Genomic DNA, 24,265 nt, shown 5'->3' with positions numbered 1-24,265 from the left:
GTTTTAAATAACGGACTTATGAAATTATTACAAGATAAAAACGTCATCATTACAGGAGCAAGTAGAGGAATTGGTATGGGTATTGCCCAGGTTTTTGCCGACCACGGTGCAAATGTTGCATTTACTTATAGCTCTAGTGAAGCTCCGGCTTTAGAATTAGAGAAAGAATTAAAGGCTAAAGGTGTTAATGCAAAAGCTTATAAAAGTAATGCGGCTAGTTTTCAAGAAGCTGAAGAATTAGTGGCTAAGGTTTTAGAAGATTTTGGTGGTAGAATTGACGTATTGATTAATAACGCCGGTATCACAAAAGATAACCTGTTAATGCGTATGTCTGAAGCTGATTTTGATACGGTTATAGATATCAATTTGAAATCTGTTTTTAATATGACGAAAGCGGTACAAAGAACCTTATTGAAACAACGTAGTGGCTCTATTATTAATATGAGTAGTGTTGTTGGGGTAAAAGGTAACGCTGGTCAAACTAATTATGCGGCTTCTAAAGCAGGTATGATCGGATTTACAAAATCTGTAGCCCTTGAATTAGGTTCTAGAAATATTAGATGTAATGCTATTGCACCTGGTTTCATTGAAACAGAAATGACCGATAAATTAGACGAAAAAACTGTTCAAGGCTGGAGAGATGGTATTCCTCTTAAACGTGGTGGATCAACTGAAGATATCGCAAACGCATGTTTATTCTTTGCATCAGATTTGTCAGGTTACGTTACTGGTCAAGTATTGAATGTTGATGGTGGGATGTTAACCTAAGTCAAAAACAAACTCGGGAGGAACGCAGTTTTTTGTTTCCTTTTTAAGAATAACTTTAGTTTATACATGGAAAGCATAACGGTATTGTATATTATTCTTGCTGCAGTTGTAGCATTGGGTATCGTTGTTTTTCAATACATATATAAGCAGAAGGCTAAAAGCAAAATTCATTGGCTTTTAGCCTTTTTGCGTTTTACAGGTATTTTCGGGTTGTTACTCTTGCTGATTAATCCGCAGTTTTCACAAAAATCATACACTTTAGAGAAGCCTAATTTGGTCATATTGGCTGATAATTCTACCTCTATAGAAGAGCGTGCATCGCAATTAACTGAATTACTATCTGAAATTAAGTCATCAGAAGATATTGCGGATAGATTTAAAGTTGCCGATTATAGTTTTGGGGCTGACCTACAAATTTTTGATAGTATTTCTTTTCAAGAAAAAAATACAAACATTTATAAATCGCTATCGGCGTTGAAAGATGTATATGCGCGCGAACAGACGGTAACTATTTTGTTATCTGATGGAAATCAAACTATTGGACAAGATTATACCTATTTTAAATCTGATCAAAATAATAGTATCTACACGGTAGTCTTAGGTGATACCACCAAATATACAGACATTTCGGTTGGGTCTATTCAGACTAATAAATATGCTTTTCTTAAAAATAAATTTCCGTTAGAGACCTATGTTTCTTATCAAGGTAATAGTGCTGTATCAGCTACGGTATCTATTAAAATGAATTCAAAAATTGTTCATAAAGAGAATGTGAAATTAAATTCCCAAAATAATTATAAGCCTATTTCTATTGAGGTAGAGGCGAATTCAGTGGGAATAAAAAATTTGGTCGTTGAAGTTTCTCAGTTGCCTGAAGAACGAAATATAAAAAACAATCGCAGAAGTACAAGTATCGAGGTCATCGATGAAAAAACTAAAATTGCTATAATATCAGACATATTGCATCCGGACTTAGGGGCACTTAAAAAGGCTATTGAAAGTAATGAGCAGCGAGAAGTTTCAATTCTAAAATCTAATGTCGCAAATAATATTTTAGAGGAAATTGACTTGTTTATATTTTATCAGCCCACAGCTAGATTTCAAAGCTCTTTTGAATTTGCCAAAAGTAAAAATGCAAACACCTTTATCATTACCGGCACACAAACAGATTATTCATTTTTGAACAAAGCCGATGTCCCTTTTGAAATAGAGAATGGTTATCCCCAGCAAGAAGTATTCGGTGTATTGAATAATGCTTTTACAAAATATGATATTTCAAGGTTTGATTTGACAGATTTTCCTCCCTTAGTTAGTGATGCTGGTCCTATTTTAATAACTACGTCTTTTGAAACCTTATTAGGCACTGAAATAAAAGGGTTGAATATACAGCAGCCGTTGTTATCGGTAATGGAGAAGAATGCTCAGAAAAGTGCGCTGTTAATAGGGGAGGACCTTTGGAAATGGAGAATGCAGACCTTTAGAAATACAAACGAATTTGTCAATTTCGATGAGTTTATTGGTAATCTCATTCGTTATTTAACTAGTTCAAAGAATAAGTCGAGATTGAATGTTGACTATGAAAAGGTATACGAGGGTAGTAGCAATACGGTGATAACGGCGACGTATTTCGATGAAGCATTTTTATTCGACCCAAACGCCAAAGTAAAAATTAAAGTAACGAGCATAGAAAATAAAAAAGTTCAAACGAATGCAATGGTTTTAAAGAATGGATATTTCGAAGCAGACTTATCTAATTTAATGGCTGGTTCTTATGAATTTGTTGTTTCGGTAGAAAATGAGTCTAAATCGGAATTGGGAAGTTTTATTATTTCCGAATTTGATATGGAAAATCAGTTTGTATCAAGTGATAATGTAAAAATGGAAAAATTAGCTGTAAACTCTGGTGGAAAACAGTTTTATCCTTCTCAAATAGAACAGTTACTGCAGGATTTGAAAGAAAGTGATGCTTATGTGCCTACTGAGAAAAGCACTGAAAATATCGTATCTTTGATTGATTTCAGAATGCTTTTGGCAATTATAGTTTTTGCCTTTGCAGCAGAATGGTTTATCAGAAAATATAACGGATTAATTTAAATAGACATTAATGGATAAGTTACCTAAGATTGCGTTACCCGCAATATTTATTTTTATTGTAGTGATTATTGCAATTTCAAAATCAACAGTTACAATAGACTCTGGTCAAGCAGGTGTTTTGTACAAAACTTTTGGCGGGGGTGTAGTGACTGATCAGCCTCCAATGGGTGAAGGATTTCATCTTGTAGCACCATGGAATAGGGTGACAGTGTATGAAGTAAGACAACAAGAAGTTCTTGAAAGTATGAATGTATTATCAAGTAATGGTTTGGATATTAAATTGGAAGCTTCTGCTTGGTTTGAACCTATTCGTAATGATTTAGGAAAATTACATCAAGAGAAGGGAACGGAATATATTCAACGTGTATTACTTCCAACAATTCGATCTGCTGCACGGTCTGTAGTTGGGCGTTATACACCAGAACAATTATATTCTAGTAAAAGAGATGCTATTCAACAAGAAATTTTTGATGAGACTCAAAAGATAGTTTCTGGACAATACATTCAACTAAATGAAATATTGGTAAGGGATGTAACTTTACCTCCAACCATTAAAGATGCTATCGAAAGAAAGTTAAAGCAAGAGCAAGAGTCTTTAGAATATGAGTTTAGACTGGTTACTGCTAAGAAAGAGGCAGAAAAAGTAACCATTGAAGCGCAAGGTAAAGCTGATGCTAACCGCATTTTAAGTGCTTCTTTAAATGACCAAATTTTAAAAGATAAGGGTATCGATGCTACATTGAAATTAGCAGAATCGCCAAATTCAAAAGTAGTAATCGTTGGTGGTAGCGATGGTCTTCCTTTAATTTTAGGTGATAACTAATACACGGGGTTAATTATTTTTGTTTCATTTTAAACTTTTGTTTTGTGAAATGGAAAATACCTTTTACTTTTACATCGTAATGAAAAATAGAACTACACATCATCATATTCATACACACGCTTAGGCGAGGTAGGAATGTATTGTAGTAGAACAACATATTTTAAAACCCGTTTGAGCAATCAAACGGGTTTTGTATTTAAATCTCTTTTGGTTGCCAAGCATTAAATTAAGAAAATGACTAAAATTAGAATTGCTATTCAGAAATCGGGAAGACTTAATGAGGAATCCCTACAAATTTTAAAAGACTGCGGAATTTCCATTGATAATGGTAAAGACCAGTTAAAGGCTTCTTCAAGAAACTTCCCTATTGAAGTGTTTTATTTAAGAAACGGAGATATACCTCAATATTTAAGAGACGGAGTGGTTGATATTGCCATTATCGGCGAAAATGTATTAGTAGAGAAAGGTGAAGATATTATCATTGCAGAGAAACTTGGTTTTTCAAAATGTAAAGTCTCTTTAGCGGTGCCTAAGTCGGTGAAGTATAATTCGGTTAAAGATTTTGAGGGTAAGCGTATTGCAACATCATACCCGAATACTGTATTGAATTACTTGAAAGAAAAAGGCGTGAAAGCCGATTTACACATCATTAGTGGCTCTGTTGAAATTGCACCGAATATTGGGTTGGCAGATGCTATTTGCGATATTGTTTCAAGTGGTAGTACCTTATTTAAAAACAACTTAAAAGAGGTTGAAGTAATGTTGACAAGTGAAGCTGTCTTAGCAGTTTCTCCAAAAATATCTTCCGAGAGAAAAGAACTTCTTGAAAAGCTACAGTTTAGAATTCAGTCTGTTTTAAGAGCTAGAGGTTCTAAGTATGTGTTGCTTAATGCACCAAACGATAAATTAGATGGAATTCTAAAGCTTTTACCAGGTATGCGAAGTCCGACAGTTTTGCCCTTGGCAGATGAAGGTTGGAGCTCGGTACACACTGTAATCAATAAAGATAAATTCTGGGAAGTAATCGACGAATTGAAGAAAGCAGGTGCAGAGGGTATTCTTGTTTGCCCAATTGAGAAAATGGTATTGTAATTAGGCTTTTAGCTTGTAGCCTTGTGCTATTAGCTACTGTAAATGATTATTTTTTTGCCAAAAGCGAATAGTTTAAGGCCAATAGCTAATTAAAGAAATGAATAAAATATATAATCCTAAAAGACAAGATTGGAAAGACGTTCTTATGCGCCCGACCCAAACTGTTGCCGATATTGAAGGGCTGGTCAACACTATTTTTGAAGAAGTTAAAGTCGGTGGCGATCGTATCTTAATAAAGTATACAAAGCAATTCGATAAGGTGAACTTAGACCATCTTCTGGTATCAAAAGATGAAATTAAGGAAGCTAAATCATTGGTGTCAGATGAACTTAAAGCTGCTATTCAATTAGCGAAATCTAATATAGAAGTATTTCATACCGCTCAGAAAACGGGTCGTGTTGAAGTGGAAACGACTGTAGGTGTATCTTGCTGGCAAGAAAAAAAACCGATACAGAAAGTGGGATTGTATATTCCTGGTGGAACGGCTCCTTTATTTTCTACAATTTTAATGTTAGCGGTACCTGCAACTATTGCCGGTTGTAATGAAGTTGTACTTTGTTCTCCACCTGATAAAGAAGGAAAGCTGAATCCAGCTATTTTGTATACGGCGGATTTATGCGGAGTAACAAAAATTGTAAAAATTGGCGGAATTCAAGCAATCGCTGGGATGACTTTTGGTACAGAAACCATACCGCAAGTGTATAAAGTGTTCGGACCAGGAAATCAATATGTAACTGTAGCGAAGCAAATTGCAACTAAACATGGTGTTGCCATTGATATGCCTGCAGGTCCGTCAGAATTATTGGTTGTTGCCGATGATTCTGCAAATGCTGCTTTTGTAGCTTCAGATTTATTGAGTCAGGCAGAACACGGGGTCGATAGCCAGGTAATTTTGGTGTCTACTTCTAAAGAAATGATTGATTTGGTAGAGAAGGAAGTAGCCCTACAATTAGAAGATTTACCCCGTAAAGAAATCGCGAGGCAGGCAATTGCTAATAGTAAATTGATTTATGTTGATAATGATCAAGATGCGATTGATTTAATTAATGAATATGGACCAGAACACTACATTGTTTGTGTCGAGAATGAAGATTTCTATATCGAAAATACACTGAATGCTGGCTCTGTTTTTATAGGGAATTACACTCCTGAAAGTGCTGGTGATTATGCTTCTGGAACGAATCATACCTTACCGACAAATGGATATGCTAAGCAATACAGCGGTGTAAACCTTGATAGTTTTATGAAGTGTATGACTTTTCAGAAAATTACAAAAGAAGGTATACAAATAATTGGAAATGCAATAGAACTGATGGCAGAGGCAGAAGGTTTAGAAGCTCATAAAAATGCAGTTACTTTAAGATTAAATAGTTTAAAATAATGTCATTTCGGCTACGCTCAATGACCAACACCATATTGAACTAATGAGTTTCAACTTAGATAAAATAACACGAGAAAATGTGAAGGGCTTGAGTCCGTATTCTTCTGCACGAGATGAATATGTTTCAGACGGGTCTACAATGGTCTTTTTAGACGCAAATGAGAATCCATTCGAGAATGGCGTGAATCGTTATCCTGATCCTCAACAACGAGGTTTGAAAGCTATATTGGCTGAACAAAAGGTTATAAAGGAAGAAAATATTCTTTTAGGTAATGGTAGCGATGAAGTTTTAGATATGTTGTTCAGAGCTTTCTGTGAACCTAAACAAGATAATATTATTACCCTGCCACCAACATACGGAATGTATAAGGTGCTTTCAGGTATCAATCTAGTAGAAAATAGAGAGGTCTTATTGACGAATGATTTTCAGCCTAACGTTGAAGAAATCCTAAAAACGATTGACAACAATACCAAACTATTGTTTATTTGCTCTCCAAACAATCCTACGGGGAATAGTTTCTCAACTAAAGCAATTGAAGAACTTTTGAATTCTTTCAACGGACTAGTAGTTATCGATGAGGCTTATATCGATTTTTCATCCAAAGAGAGTTGGGTATCTAAGCTTGCTAATTATCCAAATATAATTATTACGCAAACCTTGTCTAAAGCTTATGGTATGGCAGGCATACGATTGGGTATTTGTATTGCATCTGCAGAAATTATTGCTGTGGTGAACAAAATTAAACCTCCATACAACGTTAATCAATTAACACAAGAGAAAGCAACTACTCGTGTCTTAGATAAACAGGCGGTTAAGAACGAGGTTAGTGAGATTTTAGCTGAAAGATCAAAATTAGAAGAGGCTTTAAAAACAGTTTCTTTTGTTGAAACAATTTACCCTACCGATGCAAATTTTATTTTGGCAAAAGTAGATGATGCTACGCTTCGCTATAATCAATTATTGAAAAAGGGAATTGTGGTACGGAATCGTACCACACAACCATTATGCGCAAATACGCTGAGATTTACAGTAGGTACACCCGAAGAAAACAATAGTGTTATTAATGCTTTAAAAGAATTATCGAACTAATATGGGAAATAAAAAAAGAGTACTGTTTATAGACCGTGATGGAACTATAATAAAAGAAACAGTTGATGAACAGATAGATGCATTTGAAAAAATGATTTTTTATCCAAAATCATTTACTTTTCTAGGTAAAATAGCTAAAGAATTGGATTATGAATTAGTCATGATTACCAATCAAGATGGTTTAGGTACCGATATTTTTCCTGAAGATACTTTTTGGCCTGTACATAATTTCATCCTTAAATCTTTTGAAAATGAAGGGGTTGTGTTTGATAAGGTATTCTTAGATCGTACTTTTCCTCATGAGAATGCCGATACTAGAAAACCGGGTACTGGGTTATTGACAGAATATTTTTCCGATGAATATGATTTAGAAAATTCTTATGTAATCGGTGATCGATTAACAGATATGGAATTGGCTAAGAACTTAGGTTCTAAAGGTATTTTCATCAATGATGAGACCAACTTAGGCACGGGAGAAATCACGGTAAAACGTGATGAGCTTGATAGCCATATTGCTATCGAAAGCAATGATTGGGAAAAGATTTATGAGTTCTTAAAACTAAATGATAGAACGGCTGAAATTCATAGAAAAACCAATGAAACCGATATTTCCATCAAATTAAATTTAGATGGTACTGGCAAAAGTGATATTGAAACCGGATTAGAATTCTTTGACCATATGTTAGATCAATTGGCCCGTCATGGGCAAATGGATTTAATGATTAAAGTTGATGGTGATTTAGAAGTTGACGAACACCATACTATCGAAGATACTGGTATTGCATTAGGCGAAGTATTTCATATAGCATTAGGAAATAAATTAGGTATTGAACGATACGGTTTCTGTTTACCAATGGATGATTGTTTAGCGCAATCTGCCATTGATTTCGGAGGTAGAAATTGGCTAGTATGGGATGCGGACTTTAAGCGTGAAATGGTAGGAGACATGCCAACAGAAATGTTTCATCATTTCTTTAAATCATTCACTGATGGTGCTAAAGCAAATCTAAACATTAAAGCAGAAGGCACCAATGAACATCATAAGATTGAAGCTATTTTTAAGGCTTTTGCAAAGAGCATAAAAATGTCTGTTAAAAGAGACGTTGAAAAAATGGTGTTGCCAAGTACAAAAGGAGTATTATAAGGTACGAGGTGTGAAGTTAAAAGTACAAAGTAATGCAAGATTTAAAAAAACGAACTAAACAATTTGCAATTGATTGTTGGGTGTTCTGAAAACATGTTCCAAGATCAAGGGAGTTAGATGCTTGGGTAAGACAATTAATTAGGTGTTCTAGTTCTGTTGGTGCAAATTATCGAGCTTCGCAAAGAGCAAAATCTACCGCTGATTTTATAAATAAACTAAAGATTGTTGAAGAGGAAATTGATGAATCTGCATATTGGTTAGAATTGTTTTTAGAAGTTAATTCTGAAAGAAAAGAAGAAATAGACAAATTGCACAGTGAGGCTAAAGAACTTTTAGCAATAATCGTTGCCTCGATAAAAACGTCTAGAGCAAATAGAATGTAAAGAAATGAAAAATACGATAAACACCTTGTACTTTGTACTTTTAACCTTGTATCTGAGCTTATGAAAATTGTAATTATAAATTACGGAGCAGGAAATATACAAAGTATCAAATTTGCCATAAAACGCCTGGGCTACGAGGCTATTTTAAGTAATGATGTTACTGAAATACAACATGCTGATAAAGTTATATTCCCAGGAGTAGGTGAGGCGAGTAGTGCTATGCACAAACTTCGTGATAGCGGTTTAGATACACTAATTCCGACTTTAACGCAACCTGTTTTAGGTATTTGCTTAGGTATGCAATTAATGTGTCATTCGTCTGAGGAGGGAAATACAAAGGGACTCGGGATTTTTAATGTTGATGTTGTAAAGTTTGATAACACGGTAAAAGTTCCTCAGATTGGTTGGAATCAGATTACAAACTTAAAATCTACTTTGTTTAAAGATATAGAGGAAAAAGAACACATTTACTTGGTACATAGTTACTATGCACCATTGTGCGATGAAACTATCGCAGAATGTTCTTATGGAGTTGATTATAGTGCAGCTTTACAAAAAGATAATTTCTATGGTACTCAATTTCACCCTGAAAAGAGTAGTGATGTTGGGCAGCGAATTTTAGAGAATTTTTTAAAAATGTAATGGAGCAAGATTATTTTATTTCAACTGATAAAAACCTTTTAAACGTCGATGCAATTCAACAGTTTATTGCTAATTCATATTGGGGAGATAGGAGAACATTAGAAGAAGTAAAAACAACGATTGAAAACTCTTACTGTTTTGGTATGTATACACTTAAAAATGAACAAATTGGCTTTGCTAGGGTAGTTACCGATTATATTTACTTTGGATATTTCATGGATGTGATTATTCTAGATAAATTTCAAGGTCAGGGTTATGGTAAGATTTTGGTGAAAGAGATATTAGAAGATGCTACTATTAAAAAGCTTAAAACATTAGCATTAAAAACTAAGGATGCCCATTTGTTATATGAGCGTTTCGGATTTAATAAAATAGGAGATTCACCATTGTGGATGTCTGTTGATAAACAAATTTTAGATTAAAGAATGAGAATTATTCCTGCAATTGATATCATAGATGGCAAATGTGTTCGCCTTTCAAAAGGAGATTATGATACCAAGAAAATATATAATGAAAATCCGTTAGAGGTTGCTAAAGAGTTTGAAGCTCACGGTATTATGCATCTACATTTGGTGGATTTAGATGGTGCAAAATCTAAACATATCGTCAATCATAAAGTTTTAGAAAAGATAGCCTCGCAAACCGGTTTACAAATTGATTTTGGTGGTGGTTTAAAAACTGATGATGATTTACGTATTGCTTTTGAAAGTGGTGCTAAACAAATTACTGGAGGTAGTATTGCGGTAAAAGATTCAGATACTTTCCTTGGTTGGATAGAAAAGCATGGTGCTGATAAGATAATTTTAGGAGCAGATGCTATGGATGAAAAAGTAGCGGTTTCTGGATGGCAAGAAGAATCTAAAGAAGAATTGATTCCGTTTATACAATCGTATCAACAAAAAGGAATTCAATATGTAATTTGTACCGATATCAGTAAAGACGGTATGTTAGAAGGTCCGTCGTTTGCTTTATATCAGAAGATATTGAATAGTACTAATGAAGAACATTCGACTACGCTCAAGGTGACATCTAAGATTAAATTAATCGCCAGTGGTGGCATATCAACTTTTGATGAATTACCTAAATTAGCAGAAATGGGTTGTGAAGGAACAATCATTGGTAAGGCGATTTATGAAAATAGAATCAGTCTTAAACAACTGGAAACTTATATTTTAAGCAATGGATAAAGAAGCGCGCTTAGTGGAAGAAATTGTTGAAAATGCGATGTATCGTATGGACGAAAGTACACGTATGATCAAGAAAAGTCTTGCTGAAATATCGGAAGAAGAAATTTGGCAAAAGCCTAATCCTTCTTTGAACAGTATGGCTAATCTCATTTTACACCTTTGTGGTAATATGACACAATATGTAATTTCTTCCATAGGCGAAATTGATGATAAAAGAAATCGAGATGCCGAGTTTTCTATTGGTTCAGGACTAACGAAAGCGGAGTTATTACATAAATTAGAAGATACGGTAGACTCCGTAAAACGTGTCATTTTTGATTCAACAGCCGATAAGTTGACAAAAGTGAGGTCTGTACAAGGAATGTCTTTTTCTGGAGTTGGTGCAATTATGCATGCGGTTGAGCATTACTCATACCATACCGGTCAGATCGCTTTTTATGTGAAACTGATCAAAGAAAAGGATTTAGGATTTTATGACGGAGTCGATTTGAATATTAAAAATGAGTAGTTAGTACTTAATACTAAAAAATATGCTTGCTAAGAGAATAATACCTTGTTTAGATATAAAAGATGGTAGAACTGTAAAAGGTGTCAACTTTGTCGATTTACGCGATGCTGGAGATCCTGTTGAGCTTGCTGAAATTTACAGTAAAGAAGGTGCAGATGAGCTTGTTTTTCTAGATATATCTGCAACAGAGCAGAAACGTAAAACTTTAGCGGATTTGGTTTTCCGAGTAGCGGAAAAAGTAAATATTCCCTTTACTGTTGGTGGCGGAATCTCTTCTGTTGAAGATGTAGATGTGTTGCTTCAAAATGGGGCAGACAAAGTTTCAATTAATTCATCTGCTGTAAAGAATCCACAGTTAATTAATGATTTAGTTGCTAAATTCGGCTCTCAATGTATCGTTGTTGCTATCGATGCTAAACAGATAGATGGCGAATGGATCGTTCATTTGGTAGGAGGAAAAGTACCTACTGAACGTAAATTGTTCGAGTGGGCAAAAGAAGTGGAAGAGCGCGGAGCAGGAGAAATCTTGTTTACCTCAATGGATAATGATGGTACCAAAGACGGATTCGCAAATGAAGCATTGGCAAAATTGTCTACGGAGTTAAATATACCTATAATTGCATCTGGCGGTGCTGGTAATAAACAACACTTTACCGATACCTTTATAGATGGTAAGGCAGATGCTGCTTTGGCTGCAAGTGTTTTTCATTTTAAGGAAATTGGTATTCAAGAGCTGAAGAGGGAGTTAAAAGAAAACGGTATTCCTGTTCGAATATAGTTTACAGTTGGCAGTGTCGGTTTTCTGTTAACAGTACCAATTTACCGTGTTCAGTTAGTAGTTTTAATAAATTAAATGTCACTTCGGCTACGCTCAGTGACCGAATTAAAATTGTCAAACGAGATTTCATCCTGAGCGGAGTAAAAGGCTTTGAATCACGAAACTTTTTAATAAAATACAATGAAAAAAATAGGTCTTATTGGAGGAATTACATGGCAGTCTACTCAATTGTATTATCAATTATTAAACTCTAAAGTATCCGAAGAATTAGGCGGACAAAGCTCTTGTGAATGTATTATTGAGTCGGTCAATTTTGCCGATATCTCTGCTACACAAGCAAAAGGCGATTGGCAAGCATTACATACTCAAATGGCAGATATTGCTGTTCGATTAGAAAATGCAGGTGCAGATATCATACTTATTTGTGCTAATACCATGCACCTTAGTGTTCCCACAATCAAAGAAAAAATTACAGTGCCTCTATTACATATTGCAGAAGTTGCTGGCGAAGCAGTCAAACAAAAAGGTTGTAAGAAAGTATTATTACTAGGTACTAAGTATACCATGGAACTTGATTTCTATAAAGATATTTTAAAGAACCAATTTGGTATCGAAGTTATGGTACCTAATACAGAAGACCGCGAAATAGTACATACTATTATCTATTCAGAATTATCTAAAGGAATCATATCCAACGAATCTAAACAACACTATTTAGACATTATAAAAAAGTCTGAAAAAGATGGTGCAGAAGGCGTGATTTTAGGATGTACCGAAATACCTTTGCTAATTCAGCAAGATGATTGTGATATTGTGGTTATTGATACAACCAAAGAACATGCTTTTGCTGCCGTGAAGTTTGCTCTTGAATAGTTTTGAGTAGAGAGTGTTTAGTGTAGTTTTAATATACGAAATGTCACTTCGGCTACGCTCAGTGACCGAATTGAAATTGCCAAGCGAAATGTCATCTAGAGTACTGTCGAAAGCTTTGAAAAACGATAAGTATATCGCCTTATAAGAATATGATTAATAGAATTGAAATTGAATAAAGAGAATATGGAATTTAATACACCAAATTGGGAGAAAATGAATGACGGACTGGTACCTGCTATTATACAAGATGCACGTACGAAGAATGTATTGATGCTTGGCTACATGAATGCCGAAGCTTTGAAGAAAACTACTGATAGTGGTAAGGTTACATTTTTTAGTCGTTCTAAGCAGCGTTTATGGACTAAAGGTGAAGAAAGCGGAAACTTTTTGACTTTAGTTTCTATTAAAAATGACTGTGACGATGATTCTCTTTTAATTACTGTAAATCCTGTAGGACCTACATGTCATACCGGTACAGATACCTGTTGGAAAGAAGAAAACAATTCACAATTCGGATTCTTTTCAGAGTTAGAAGATACAATTAAAGAAAGAAGAACTTCTGCTGACGATAGTAAATCTTATGTTGCTTCTTTATTTAAAAAAGGAATCAATAAAATTGCACAGAAAGTAGGGGAGGAAGCCGTTGAAACGGTGATTGAAGCTATGGATAATAATGATGAATTATTCTTGTACGAGAGTGCTGATTTATTATTTCACTACTTAATGCTGTTACAGGCAAAAGGATTTACGCTTAAAGATATTGAGGCAGAATTGATGAAAAGGAAGAAGTAGATGTTATAAGTTCAAATGATACGTTAACTGATTTTCATGCAGTTTATCATTCTGCAGTAAACGTATCATTATCCTTGTCTTCTATCCAGTTGTATTCTATTTCCCAAGCTATATTTCTAGCGAAATCTAAACCGTGTCGGTCGGCTAAAAATCCTAAAGCCATATCCATACCTGCACTTACACCTGAAGAAGTATAATAATTTTCGTCTACCTTCCAACGGGCTTGTTTATCCCATTGCACCTGTGGTCCGTTGGTAACGACCCATGCGAATGCACGTTTGTTTGAAGTAGCCTTCCTTTTGTCTAAAAGTCCTGTTTTTGCCAAGAGCGCACTTCCTGTACATACGGTCATTACATATGTGCTTGATAGGCTTATATTTTTAATAGATTCTATTAGCTCCTCATTTTTTACTTCTACTCTAGTTCCTAATCCACCAGGTATTAGAAAGGCAAATGGCTTCTTATTGATATCTGCTAGTTTTTCTGTCATTATTGAGACTTGATGTCTATTAGTCACAATACCACCTTCTAATGAATAGAATTTTAAAGTATATAAGTCGGCTAATCGTCCAAATATTTCAGCAGGTCCAAATACATCGAGAGTTTCATAATTGTCGAATAATAAAAATGCAATTTCTTGTTTTTCAGTTGAACTCATTTGGCTAGAATTTTCTTGGGCAGTTACACTTGAATTGAATATTAATACAACTAATATCGACTTAATAAACTTAGTAAACATCTGCATAACTGCTATTTAAATTATTATCAAAGAGAAAACTTTCGTTTAAAATAAGATAATATTTAAATGATTCTAAGGGATTACTTCTTGGTATAAGGAATTTTAAGCATTATTATCAATACCATAAAAAAAAAGATGAATTTTTCAGAAAAAGGCTATTAAAATATTCGTTCCATGATAACATAATCTAAACCTCCCTTTATAAAAATGTTGTTAGTAGCTTCCATACCAAACTTCCTATAAAATTGAGATTTGTTTCTTCTGGCATTACACCAAATTCTTTTTAATGATTGCTTATCGGCAATGTGTATAATTTCATTTAGAAGTATACTGCCATATCCTTTGCCTTGGTAATTTTCTAATGTAGCAAATTTCCTAAATTGAGCTTCACTGTCCATAATAAATAAAGAAATTACCGAAATTAATTCTTTATCTAAATAGAGTCCGAAATGTAGACCTTCATTGTCATTGTCTAACTTTACGTAATCGAAAGGTTTATTAGGCCACATTACCTGATGTCTGATCGGTAATGTTTCATCGGCTGTTATCTCAATTATTTTTGTGGTCATAAATAGTATAGTTGACCTCAAATGTAAGGTAGCTTTTATAGTTTATTCAAGAACTAAAGAATCTTGAACGTTTGCAACAGATACCCATGTAAATTTTATAGGCGACCATTCCTCTTTTGGGTTGGACCTAATAGATGTTTTCTTTTTTACAAAAACTTTATTATTCTCTGTAAAGACATGTTGCGTGTCTATTACTTCTTGAGAATAAACTTTATTGGATTTCTTTTTACTCATTATTGCACATTTTTTTTATAACGGTTTCTTCCCATATTAAAGACTCCCACTTTAATACCGATACCTGCTGAAAAGCCATTAATATTTACAGTACGTGTTGGCGGTAGATTAATACGACTCGAAAAACGATATTTTACACCTGCTTCAATTTGTAAGTAGCGAGAGATATTAAAAAGAGCACTAACGCCTGGTTCTGCTACAAATACCGCATTAATATCATCGCTGGTAAGGTCTTCTTCAAGATAATCTGGATCACGAAAATTATTCTCCACATAGCCTACACCACCAGCACCAATAAGTAAAGGAAAAGAAAGATTGACTTTGCTTTTGCTAAAGAATATAGGTTCTAAATGTAGACCACCGTACGCCACTATGATATCTTCATATCGCCCACGCTCATTATTATAGATGTCTTGTTCTGAATACAGAAAGTTTCCTGCAAAGCCGACTTCGAATTGTTGATTGGCTACATAGGCAACTTTGAGTTCTCCTACATAAGTAGTATTACCGTCGATTTCTCCTAATCGTGTAGATAAACCTATGTAAACGCCATGTACTACGTTCTTTCGGTCGTTAAATTCTAGGTATTCATTAGTTTCTTCTTGTCCGAAGCTATTCAAACAGGATACGAGTGATAATAGGAGAAGTGTTAATTTTAGTGGTTTCATTATTGTTCGATTTTTGATTGATTACCTTATAGACAACCTAACTAACAAATAGTTGCACCAAAAACCCATATTTTTTAAATAAAACCCAATATTTCATTATTTGTTGTGTTGGATTATACTAATTACTTATGAATTAGCAGTTTGAAACATCATTTGCACCCCAAGAGTCTAAACTTAGAAGAATGCTTTTAAGAGATTTTCCACGTTCGCTTAGAGCATATTCTACTTTTGGCGGAACAACAGGAAACACTTCCCTATTTACCAGTCCGTCTTTTTCTAGCTCACGTACCGTTTGAGTAAACATTTTATTAGAAATGCCGGGTACTTTCTTTTGTAAAATTCCTGATCGTAGTGGTCCTTCTAAAAGATGAAACAATACTAATGGTTTCCATTTAGTACCTATTAAACTAATAGTGTAATCTAATGGGCAGAAGTTTATTGTTTTCATTTTACGATTTAATTATTTGATATTCAGCAATTAACTCTTTTAGTTATATATATAACTTTTAGGTAAGTTATTGCCTTTAAGGCAAATATAGTTTAATCTTGTAGTATAAATAGACACTTATGAATTCAAATAAAGAGTACCCTAAATCATTTTCCCATATTGGCATTACAGTTCCTAGAATAGATGACGCTGTAAAATTTTATTCTGAAGTTATGGGGTGGTATGTGATTATGTTACCATCTACAGTGAAAAAGGAAGCAGAAACAGCTATAGGGCAAATGTGTATCGACGTATTCGGTGAAGATTGGGAGGAATTTGAAATTGCGCATATGTCAACTTCCGATGGTATTGGTATAGAATTATTTTCATTTCCACACGGAGTAAAAGAAGCCCCAGAATTTAATCCTTTTAATACGGGCTTATTTCATTTCTGTATTCAAGATCCTAATATTGAAGAATTGATTGAAAAGATTGTTGCGAATGGCGGTAAGCAACGTATGCCTATACGATCCTATTACCCATATGACAAACCTTATAAAATGTGCTATGTAGAAGACCCGTTCGGTATTGTATTTGAAATTTATACGCATAGCTATGAACTAACGTATTCATCTGGTGCTTATGAAAATTAGATGAACTCGACATTATATTAAAAAGCGACTGGCCTGTTAGTATAAATAGCTTCAGTCGCTTTTTTTAAAGTATTATTTAAAGTGTTGTCAATCTTAAATTTCTTTCAATAGCACCACGCCTTTTTTACCGGTAATCGAAATACGGCCAAGTGTTTTTTTACCATATAAAGCTTTTATTTCTCGTAGTTTTCTACCCTTATCAAGCATTTTAGAATTTACATCATGAAAGGTTTTTGGTAATCGAACCAAGCCTTCTTCAAGAACTGCCGAGAATTTGTGTGGAAAATCGGTAATGTTCAAACTTACTTCACTCGATTCTTGTTCAATTTTAATAGTTGCATCTTGATCTAATATTCTACCTAACTTAAAGTCTGCAATTCTCATGTCAAGATTCAAATCCGATTTAAGATTGTTCAACACTACGTTAGAGAATTTAAGAGTGCCATTCATAGACGCTACCACATTAAGGGTTACTTCATCTTTATTGGAAATTAATTCAAGCGATGATACGGTTTGCATATCAATTTTGCTGCCACTACTATTGATTTGCAACCTATTTGCATCGTCCATATCAAGCACACCATTATTTAAGTAAATACTGCCATTTACAATACTTTTGGCTTTAAGTTTTCCGTATTTTAAAGTAATATCAGCTTTTGTAATATTCTCATTAATCCATATATCACCATGCTCAACATCAACTTTTAAAATTCCGTCCCAATCTTCAATTAAAACATCTCCAAATTTGTTACTAATGTTTAGTATCGTCATTTGCGGCATGTATACCTTATAATCTATTTTTACATTGCTACGGTCAAAATCAAACGGATTTGCTTTTTCGAATAGATTCGAAAAGAAGCCAGAGCTTTTATCCGATATTTCATAATTCACCGACAAATAGTTGTCATTAGATGTAATTACGGGAGCTATCCGGTGTAATAAATCTGTAGCATTGTCTTTCTTCTTATGGGTAACGGTCATGTTTACAGTAATGGAAACCTCATTTTTATTCCATCCGAAGACCGTAATATTTCCATATTTGTTCTCTAAACGAAGTTCTCCGCCATTGGTGAATTTATAGGACTTGGTTACCTTTTTAGATACCTTTTCCTGCGCCGTGACCGTGAGGCCAAAGACCAATGCCGCAGCAAAAAGGAGCAGTTTTTTATAAAGTGTATCCATATTCTTCATCTTTAAGTTGAGACTCATTTAATTGTCGCAATAGGTTTTCTATCAACTCTATACGCTTTCGGTAATTCGATACAATTGCTTCTAGCACTAATTGATTATCTAAATTGTTTTGCATTTCTAGGCGTAGCACTGCGTATTCTTTATCCAATTCATCTATAAAGGATAGAAACTCGGCTTTATCGGTTGCTGATAACTGTCCATTTTTCTCAATTAATTGTACTTGATACGAAACAAGACCTTTGTAATGCATATCTATATCACGCAATTCTTGTGATGCATAGTTAGCTTCAGTTGTGGTTGTACGAGTCAACGAAATTCCCAGTATACCTCCTATACCCAATAATAGGAGCACACTAGCCGCTATTTTAAATAAGGGTGATTTCCATAACGGAATCACTTTAGTTTCTGCCGGACCTATTTCAGCTTCAATGTTCGCCCATAATTTAGCGCGGTCAGCTTTTTGGTCGTTAAAGAACGCTTTGTTCTCTTGAATATGTTTTTCAAATTTGTTCATTACAATGCATTTATAATTTGAACTAGTTTCTTTTTTGCCCTATGGTATTGTGATTTTGAGGTAGAGGTAGATATCCCTAATACTTCTCCAATTTCCATATGGTCATAACCTTCCAATAGGTATAGATTTATAATTTGTTTGTAGCCTAGCGGTAATTGTTCAATACCTGTCTTAATTTTTTGCAGGGCTATTGGTGCTTCTATATCAATTTCTTCTTCCTCAGCTAAATGATATTCATGATTATCCATCGTTGACAGCGATAATCGCTTCACTTTTAAATGGTTAATACTTTTATTGATGACTATTCGTTTAAGCCACGCCCCAAACGTGCTTTCGTATTTAAAACTGTGTAGGTTTTTAAAGGCATCAACAAAACTTTCTTGCACAATGTCTTCGGCATCTTCTTTAGTGCCTAAAAATCGTAGTCCTATATTGTACATCGCATCCACATAGAGCTCGTACAGTTTGTACTGCGAGTTTCTATCACCTGTCTTGCTACTTTCTACAAGCGATTTATGCGTAAAACGAATATTGGTTTCCAATTAATTTAAGCGGGTTGATGCTACTCTAAATTATAGTTCTAGTACAAAGACAAGTAAAAAACTATAGGGTTGCATTTAGAGTCAATTATTTTGTGACTAAAGTTACCATTAACCTAGTATTTTTGCAGCCTTAAAATTTGTTGTAGTTACTGTTATTATTTCCTTAAAATATAAAATGAATGCAACCTTTCAATTATTCACTTGTCAATAGGGTGTTCATCATTCAAAATAAATACATAAAATGAATCAAAAAAAAATGATTAAATATTGGCAGAAACGGCTGAATACCATTGTAGGGTTATTATTGCTGTTAATTGGCATGCAGGGGTTTGCTCAAGAAAACTATACTGTTAGCGGTAAAATTAGTGATATCGATAATGGAGAAACCCTATTTGGAGCTTCGGTCTTTTTAGAAGGAACTTCAATTGGTGTGGTTACCAATGAATACGGATTTTACTCCCTTACCGCACCGCAAGGGGAATACCGCTTGTTAATTACCTATATCGGTTATTCGGATATTAAACAAGATATCAACCTCAATAAAAATCAACAGTTCAATTTTGAAATTTCAGAAGCTTCTACGCAATTGGAAGAAGTAGAGGTTACTGCCGACGAACCTGAACGTGCCATTTTGCGTAAGCCAGAAATGAGCGTACTTAAAATGAATATTGAAACGGTGAAACAAATGCCGGTGGTTTTGGGAGAAGTAGATATTTTAAAGTCGCTACAAATGTTGCCCGGTGTAACCAATAATGGTGAAGGTACTGGTGGATTTCATGTGCGTGGTGGTGCAGGGGACCAAAACCTGGTATTATTAGATGAAGCTATTATTTACAATACATCGCACATGTTCGGCTTCTTTTCGGTGTTCAATGCCGATGCCATTAAAGATGTAAAATTGTATAAAGGGGGAATACCTGCACGTTACGGCGGTAGGGTATCTTCGGTATTAGATGTACGACAGAAAGATGGTAATAGTAAACGGTTTGGAGCTACGGGTGGTATCGGTATTATTTCTAGTCGTCTTGCGCTAGAAGGTCCGTTATTTAAAGAAAAAGGTTCTTTTATAGTTGCTGGTCGACGGTCGTATGCAGATGTTTTGTTAAAGGCTTCAGGGAATGATAATAGTGTTAGTTTTTACGATCTGAACTTAAAAACGAATTACAAAATTAATACGAATAACCGTCTGTACCTTTCTGGTTATTTTGGTCGTGATGCTTTTGAATTGGGCGAAAATTTTAGCAGTAGCTACGGTAATTCTACCGGAAATTTACGTTGGAACCATATTTTTAACGACCGTCTTTTTTCAAACCTTTCGGCGGTATACAGTAAGTACGATTATGATTTGGGCATTACCACTGCGCAGTTCGATTGGGTTTCTTCCATTACCAACTACAATCTTAAATACGATTTAAAATACTATTTCAGTGACAAATTTAAACTGGATTTTGGGGCTAGCGGAATTTATTATGATTTTGACCCAGGGGAGATTAGACCAACTTCAGAAACATCTTCAGTAAATCAATATACATTAGACGCTAAAAAAGCATTGGAGAGCGGCGTCTATGTAAACGCGGAACATAAACTGACCGATAACTTAACCGCGCAATATGGGTTGCGCTATAGTGCTTTCACGCGACTTGGTGGTCAAGCTATGGTCGAGTATGAAAATGACAAGCCAGTAGTTTATAATTCAGAATTAGGTATCTATGAACGCGGTACGCCAATAGGCGAAACTGATTACGATACAGGAGATGCTATCGAGAAATTCGGCAATTTAGAACCTCGTGCTTCTCTGGCCTATACCTTGAATGAAAATTCATCGGTTAAGGCAGGTTTTTCTAGGGTTGCACAATATATTCATTTGTTATCGAATACCGCTTCTGCTACGCCTTTGGATGTTTGGGCGCCAAGCGGACAATACATAAAACCACAATTATCAAACCAATATGCCTTAGGATATTTTCGAAACTTCAAGGATAAGGTGTATTCGATAGAAGCTGAAGTGTATTTTAAAAACACCGACAATAGAATCGACTATATTGATGGGTCTGATTTAATAGGTCAGAATACCATTGAAACGGAAATACTGTCCGGAGAATCTAGAGCATACGGTCTTGAATTATTGTTCCGTAAAAATGAGGGTGATTTTACTGGGTGGGTTGCCTATACCTTGTCTAAATCTGAACAACGTACACCCGGTGGTACAGCTGGTGGATTAGGAATAAACAATGGGAAATGGTACAATACACCGTATGATAGAACCCATGATGTTTCTATTTCTGGCTCGTATAAATTGAACGATAAATGGAGTTTTGGTACCAACCTTGTTTTTCAGACCGGGAGACCTGTAACGTATCCGAATGGACAATATGAATATGAAGGAATATCTGTGGCGAGCTATGCCGATAGAAATTCTGACCGATTGCCAGCGTATCACCGTTTAGACCTTTCCTTTAATTACAAACCCAACCATAAACCCGATAGTAGATTTAAAGGGGAGTGGGTATTGGGAGTCTATAATGCATACAACCGGAAGAACGCGGCATCAATTTCCTTCGGTCAGAATATAGAAACTGGAGCTAACGAAGCTACCAGAACCGCTATATTCGGTATCGTGCCTTCATTAACCTATAACTTTAAATTTTAAAAATGCGCAACTATATAAAAATCATACTACTACTTATTATAGCATCGATAACCTCCTGTACTGATGTTATTGATGTGGAAGTTCAGCAAAGTCCAACACGGTTGGTTGTTCAGGCTTCTATAGATTGGGAAAAAGGAACTAATGGAAATGAGCAGGCCATTTACCTGAGTACGTCTACCGAATTTTTCGATACTACGAGCAATACTGCTGTAACGGGTGCTTTTGTATCCATTACAAACGATGCTACTGGCGCTGAATTTATTTTCACCGAACAGAATGATGGGTCATATGCTACGAGTGAATTTGTTCCTGTGTTGAATCAATCATACACCATGCTAATCATTCATGATGGGGAAACGTATACCGCACAAGAAACATTGACCACGGTTACCGATATTACACGTATATACCAAGACCGTGAAGATGGATTTAATGATGAGGAGCTAGAATTGCATGTTGAATATACGGACCCGGAAGATGAAGAGAATTATTACCTATTCAAGTTTCAACGGGATGGTGATTTGTTACCGCAATTTGAAGTAGGGGACGATGAGTTCATTAACGGAAACCAAGTGGATGAATGGTTCGAGCTTGATGAAGATGATGACACCGAAAAAATAGATGTGCTACAGCCTGGTGATGTGGTAACTATAGAAATGTATGGAATTTCAGAATCTTATTATGATTATATGGATATTCTAATTGACCAAATTGGCGGTGTAGGAATTTTTGCGACTACTCCCGTTGCCGTAAAAGGTAATTGCATTAACCGTACAAACCCAGATAATTACGCACACGGCTATTTTCGTTTGACCCAAGTAAATAGGGAGCGTTATACATTTGAGTAAGATATCATTTGAACTTATTGGAATTACAAAGCTCTGAGAAATTGGGGCTTTTTTATTTAGCTAATTTAAAATTTTAAAGCCAGTAGTTAAATAGCGAAAAACTTAAAAGGGTTCAAAAGTTTGAGGTAACGGTTGAGTTTTGAACAGTACGGGAGCAAACTAGCGTTTGTTTTCCGCCAAGCAAATAGCGAAATCTTATTGTTTTGATTTATTTTTTCTTGTCCAGAGCAAAATCCATAAGATTTTGCGGACTTCATAAAAATACACAAACCTTTCGATTAAGCCCGAAGCCCGTATTGTTTATAGGTTTTGTTGTGCGCTGGCTTTTCCATGTTCTAAATGGCTTTCTACAATTTTTTCGAGTTCATTCTGTTTAAAATCAAACCATTCTTGTCTAAAATCTGATTGGTCGATAGTATTTTTAAAATTCTGAAAAGGCTTTTTCTTTTCTAAAATGTCTTTCAATTTGAATTTGAATTTTTCGTCCGTCATTTGCTCAGAGAAACGTTCCATTATTTTAAATGACTCAAAGCTTTCTAATACTTCGAATTTTATAAAATCCGCTTTTTGGTCCTTTATCTTATTTAAGTCATCTCGAAAAAACTCTTTTAATTCTTGTTCGTCCGAGGTGTTTGAGAAATTTGGAATTGTAACAATTTCATTTGTTTTGGAATTGAAATAACAATTGTTTCCGCAATCCAGATTTTCAGCAATTTCCTTGACAATATTTTTTTGAGAATTAGCCATAAAAGCAATGGTGTTTATCTTCTTTGATAATTTCTATAATTTTTCTAAATATGTTGATTTGGGAAACGGTTCATAAAGTTCCCATTTTCCACTCGCTCGCATCCAATATAGATTCCATGCCTGCTTAGATTTGTAGAACCTTATTTTCGCAAATTCACTTTGTTGTAGTTTTTTTGGATTGTTCCAATCAGGTTGAACTGCATAAAAAATCGCAACTTTTCCGTCATAAGAATATCCGTAATCTAGTTGAGAACGTATTTCTGGGTTCTCCGGACGTAAAGATTCCACATACTTTTTTATAGTTGATTCGTTAATGTCAATCGTGGTATTTTTCATTCAACTAAAATATTTTTTCAGCTTGCGCACAACGATTGAGCTAAGCGTAGTGCGGTGGTAAGGAAACCTTTCGTTTCCGTCTGCGCACGAAGCTAAAGCTTATTGTTTAGTTTTATTTTTTCTTTTCCAAAGCTAAATCCATAAGATTTAGCGACTTTATAAATATACACAGACCTTTCGATAAAGCCCTAAAGTCCGCATTACGTTTAGCCATTGTGTGTGCCCAGCATGGGCATCTTTAAACTATTAGAAAGATAGTTTATTCATCTAGAGGGTGCAAGTCCCTTATGGGCAGGGGTAACGCCTTGAACCATTAGTAAGCTGCAAGGTTGTTAGTTGTGAGACTAGGACTGAAGGAAGCAGGACTACAAAACTCGGTACTGACGAACAGAAACCGTATATGAGGCATAATTACTTGGGTAAGCAACCACATCATTGTTACGCCCTAAAGAGTACAAAAATGGTAGTTATGTAGATACGGCAGGGATCGAGAGAAAGTGTAGGCTTCCCTTTTTTGTAGGCTTCCCAAAAAATAGGACAGTTCATAATTCGAATTTATTAACTTTAAATTCAAACTGTCACGATGAAAAAC

Annotated in this window: 27 protein-coding genes and 1 pseudogene; 18 read left to right on the top strand and 10 right to left on the bottom strand. The window is 34.9% G+C overall.

Annotation, left to right across the window (positions count from 1 at the left end; genetic code table 11):
* Positions 1-18 precede the first annotated feature (18 nt).
* The 15 genes and pseudogenes from fabG to hisIE all read left to right on the top strand — a co-directional run bounded on the left by fabG (position 19) and on the right by hisIE (position 13,555).
* Positions 19-768: a 3-oxoacyl-[acyl-carrier-protein] reductase gene (gene fabG, locus ACEN2N_RS16390; RefSeq protein ID WP_441825327.1), complete on the top strand. Its 750-nt coding sequence runs from the start codon at positions 19-21 to the stop codon at positions 766-768.
* A gap of 66 nt (positions 769-834) precedes the next feature.
* Positions 835-2,862, top strand: a complete 2,028-nt coding sequence (locus tag ACEN2N_RS16385) for a VWA domain-containing protein (protein ID WP_441825326.1) — start codon at positions 835-837, stop codon at positions 2,860-2,862.
* A 10-nt stretch (positions 2,863-2,872) separates the two neighbouring features.
* Entirely contained in the window at positions 2,873-3,685 is an 813-nt protein-coding gene (locus ACEN2N_RS16380) for a prohibitin family protein (RefSeq protein WP_441825325.1), read from the top strand.
* Positions 3,686-3,919: 234 nt separating this feature from the next.
* Positions 3,920-4,777, top strand: a complete 858-nt coding sequence (hisG, locus tag ACEN2N_RS16375; RefSeq protein WP_441825324.1) for an ATP phosphoribosyltransferase — start codon at positions 3,920-3,922, stop codon at positions 4,775-4,777.
* Between the two features lie 97 nt (positions 4,778-4,874).
* Positions 4,875-6,158: a histidinol dehydrogenase gene (hisD, locus tag ACEN2N_RS16370; protein ID WP_441825323.1), complete on the top strand. Its 1,284-nt coding sequence runs from the start codon at positions 4,875-4,877 to the stop codon at positions 6,156-6,158.
* Between the two features lie 43 nt (positions 6,159-6,201).
* Entirely contained in the window at positions 6,202-7,248 is a 1,047-nt protein-coding gene (gene hisC / locus ACEN2N_RS16365; protein ID WP_441825322.1) for a histidinol-phosphate transaminase, read from the top strand.
* A gap of 1 nt (position 7,249) precedes the next feature.
* The gene (gene hisB / locus ACEN2N_RS16360) at positions 7,250-8,392 is read left to right on the top strand and encodes a bifunctional histidinol-phosphatase/imidazoleglycerol-phosphate dehydratase HisB (RefSeq protein ID WP_441825321.1); all 1,143 of its coding nucleotides are present in this window, start codon (positions 7,250-7,252) and stop codon (positions 8,390-8,392) included.
* A 104-nt stretch (positions 8,393-8,496) separates the two neighbouring features.
* Positions 8,497-8,775, top strand: a pseudogene (locus ACEN2N_RS16355) (four helix bundle protein); the annotation flags it as partial.
* Between the two features lie 60 nt (positions 8,776-8,835).
* Positions 8,836-9,417, top strand: a complete 582-nt coding sequence (hisH, locus tag ACEN2N_RS16350; RefSeq protein WP_441825320.1) for an imidazole glycerol phosphate synthase subunit HisH — start codon at positions 8,836-8,838, stop codon at positions 9,415-9,417.
* A complete protein-coding gene (locus ACEN2N_RS16345; protein ID WP_441825319.1) occupies positions 9,417-9,839 on the top strand; it encodes a GNAT family N-acetyltransferase in 423 nt (140 codons plus the stop codon). The genes hisH and ACEN2N_RS16345 overlap by 1 nt, the downstream gene beginning before the upstream one ends.
* 3 nt (positions 9,840-9,842) lie before the next feature.
* Positions 9,843-10,604: a 1-(5-phosphoribosyl)-5-[(5-phosphoribosylamino)methylideneamino]imidazole-4-carboxamide isomerase gene (hisA, locus tag ACEN2N_RS16340; RefSeq protein ID WP_441825318.1), complete on the top strand. Its 762-nt coding sequence runs from the start codon at positions 9,843-9,845 to the stop codon at positions 10,602-10,604.
* Positions 10,597-11,112: a DinB family protein gene (locus ACEN2N_RS16335; protein WP_441825317.1), complete on the top strand. Its 516-nt coding sequence runs from the start codon at positions 10,597-10,599 to the stop codon at positions 11,110-11,112. Before hisA ends, ACEN2N_RS16335 begins: the two co-directional genes overlap by 8 nt.
* A gap of 22 nt (positions 11,113-11,134) precedes the next feature.
* A complete protein-coding gene (gene hisF, locus ACEN2N_RS16330) occupies positions 11,135-11,890 on the top strand; it encodes an imidazole glycerol phosphate synthase subunit HisF (RefSeq protein WP_441825316.1) in 756 nt (251 codons plus the stop codon).
* A 180-nt stretch (positions 11,891-12,070) separates the two neighbouring features.
* A complete protein-coding gene (locus ACEN2N_RS16325) occupies positions 12,071-12,763 on the top strand; it encodes an aspartate/glutamate racemase family protein (protein WP_441825315.1) in 693 nt (230 codons plus the stop codon).
* A 183-nt stretch (positions 12,764-12,946) separates the two neighbouring features.
* Entirely contained in the window at positions 12,947-13,555 is a 609-nt protein-coding gene (hisIE, locus tag ACEN2N_RS16320) for a bifunctional phosphoribosyl-AMP cyclohydrolase/phosphoribosyl-ATP diphosphatase HisIE (RefSeq protein WP_441825314.1), read from the top strand.
* A 46-nt stretch (positions 13,556-13,601) separates the two neighbouring features.
* Here the strand turns inward: hisIE and ACEN2N_RS16315 are convergent, their stop codons facing one another.
* From ACEN2N_RS16315 to ACEN2N_RS16295, 5 genes are all read right to left on the bottom strand, one after another.
* A complete protein-coding gene (locus tag ACEN2N_RS16315; RefSeq protein WP_441825313.1) occupies positions 13,602-14,213 on the bottom strand; it encodes a DJ-1/PfpI family protein in 612 nt (203 codons plus the stop codon).
* A gap of 239 nt (positions 14,214-14,452) precedes the next feature.
* Positions 14,453-14,863, bottom strand: coding sequence for a GNAT family N-acetyltransferase (locus ACEN2N_RS16310; RefSeq protein WP_441825312.1), 411 nt, complete (start codon positions 14,861-14,863; stop codon positions 14,453-14,455).
* A 42-nt stretch (positions 14,864-14,905) separates the two neighbouring features.
* Positions 14,906-15,097, bottom strand: a complete 192-nt coding sequence (locus ACEN2N_RS16305) for a hypothetical protein (RefSeq protein ID WP_441825311.1) — start codon at positions 15,095-15,097, stop codon at positions 14,906-14,908.
* A complete protein-coding gene (locus ACEN2N_RS16300) occupies positions 15,097-15,765 on the bottom strand; it encodes a hypothetical protein (RefSeq protein WP_441825310.1) in 669 nt (222 codons plus the stop codon). Before ACEN2N_RS16300 ends, ACEN2N_RS16305 begins: the two co-directional genes overlap by 1 nt.
* 133 nt (positions 15,766-15,898) lie before the next feature.
* Entirely contained in the window at positions 15,899-16,213 is a 315-nt protein-coding gene (locus ACEN2N_RS16295; protein WP_441825309.1) for a winged helix-turn-helix transcriptional regulator, read from the bottom strand.
* A 119-nt stretch (positions 16,214-16,332) separates the two neighbouring features.
* Here ACEN2N_RS16295 and ACEN2N_RS16290 point away from each other — a divergent pair, with 119 nt between their 5' ends.
* Positions 16,333-16,845 (top strand): VOC family protein, encoded by a 513-nt coding sequence (locus ACEN2N_RS16290; RefSeq protein ID WP_441825308.1) that lies wholly within the window; start codon positions 16,333-16,335, stop codon positions 16,843-16,845.
* A 93-nt stretch (positions 16,846-16,938) separates the two neighbouring features.
* Here ACEN2N_RS16290 and ACEN2N_RS16285 read toward each other — a convergent pair whose 3' ends face one another.
* From ACEN2N_RS16285 to ACEN2N_RS16275, 3 genes are read right to left on the bottom strand one after another with little or no spacing between them, the layout of a single operon-like run.
* Positions 16,939-18,027: a hypothetical protein gene (locus ACEN2N_RS16285; RefSeq protein WP_441825307.1), complete on the bottom strand. Its 1,089-nt coding sequence runs from the start codon at positions 18,025-18,027 to the stop codon at positions 16,939-16,941.
* On the bottom strand, positions 18,011-18,550 hold the full coding sequence (locus ACEN2N_RS16280) for a hypothetical protein (RefSeq protein ID WP_441825306.1): 540 nt from the start codon (positions 18,548-18,550) through the stop codon (positions 18,011-18,013). The genes ACEN2N_RS16285 and ACEN2N_RS16280 overlap by 17 nt, the downstream gene beginning before the upstream one ends.
* Positions 18,550-19,092: an RNA polymerase sigma factor gene (locus ACEN2N_RS16275; protein WP_441825305.1), complete on the bottom strand. Its 543-nt coding sequence runs from the start codon at positions 19,090-19,092 to the stop codon at positions 18,550-18,552. The genes ACEN2N_RS16280 and ACEN2N_RS16275 overlap by 1 nt, the downstream gene beginning before the upstream one ends.
* Before the next feature lie 241 nt (positions 19,093-19,333).
* Here ACEN2N_RS16275 and ACEN2N_RS16270 point away from each other — a divergent pair, with 241 nt between their 5' ends.
* Together ACEN2N_RS16270 and ACEN2N_RS16265 are read left to right on the top strand one after the other, a co-directional pair.
* Positions 19,334-21,742, top strand: a complete 2,409-nt coding sequence (locus tag ACEN2N_RS16270) for a TonB-dependent receptor (RefSeq protein WP_441825304.1) — start codon at positions 19,334-19,336, stop codon at positions 21,740-21,742.
* A 2-nt stretch (positions 21,743-21,744) separates the two neighbouring features.
* A complete protein-coding gene (locus ACEN2N_RS16265) occupies positions 21,745-22,590 on the top strand; it encodes a DUF4249 family protein (protein WP_441825303.1) in 846 nt (281 codons plus the stop codon).
* Positions 22,591-22,890: 300 nt separating this feature from the next.
* Here ACEN2N_RS16265 and ACEN2N_RS16260 read toward each other — a convergent pair whose 3' ends face one another.
* Positions 22,891-23,337 carry a UPF0158 family protein gene (locus ACEN2N_RS16260; protein WP_441825302.1) on the bottom strand — a complete coding sequence of 149 codons (447 nt, stop codon included), beginning with the start codon at positions 23,335-23,337 and terminating at the stop codon, positions 22,891-22,893.
* A 33-nt stretch (positions 23,338-23,370) separates the two neighbouring features.
* Positions 23,371-23,673, bottom strand: coding sequence for a DUF3024 domain-containing protein (locus ACEN2N_RS16255; RefSeq protein ID WP_441825301.1), 303 nt, complete (start codon positions 23,671-23,673; stop codon positions 23,371-23,373).
* Positions 23,674-24,265: the final 592 nt, after the last annotated feature.

This window comes from Maribacter spongiicola, from assembly GCF_052119685.1.
Lineage (GTDB): Bacteria > Bacteroidota > Bacteroidia > Flavobacteriales > Flavobacteriaceae > Maribacter > Maribacter spongiicola_A.
The sequence above is the reverse complement of the archived record's forward strand: the minus strand, read 5'-3'. Positions and strand labels throughout refer to the sequence as shown.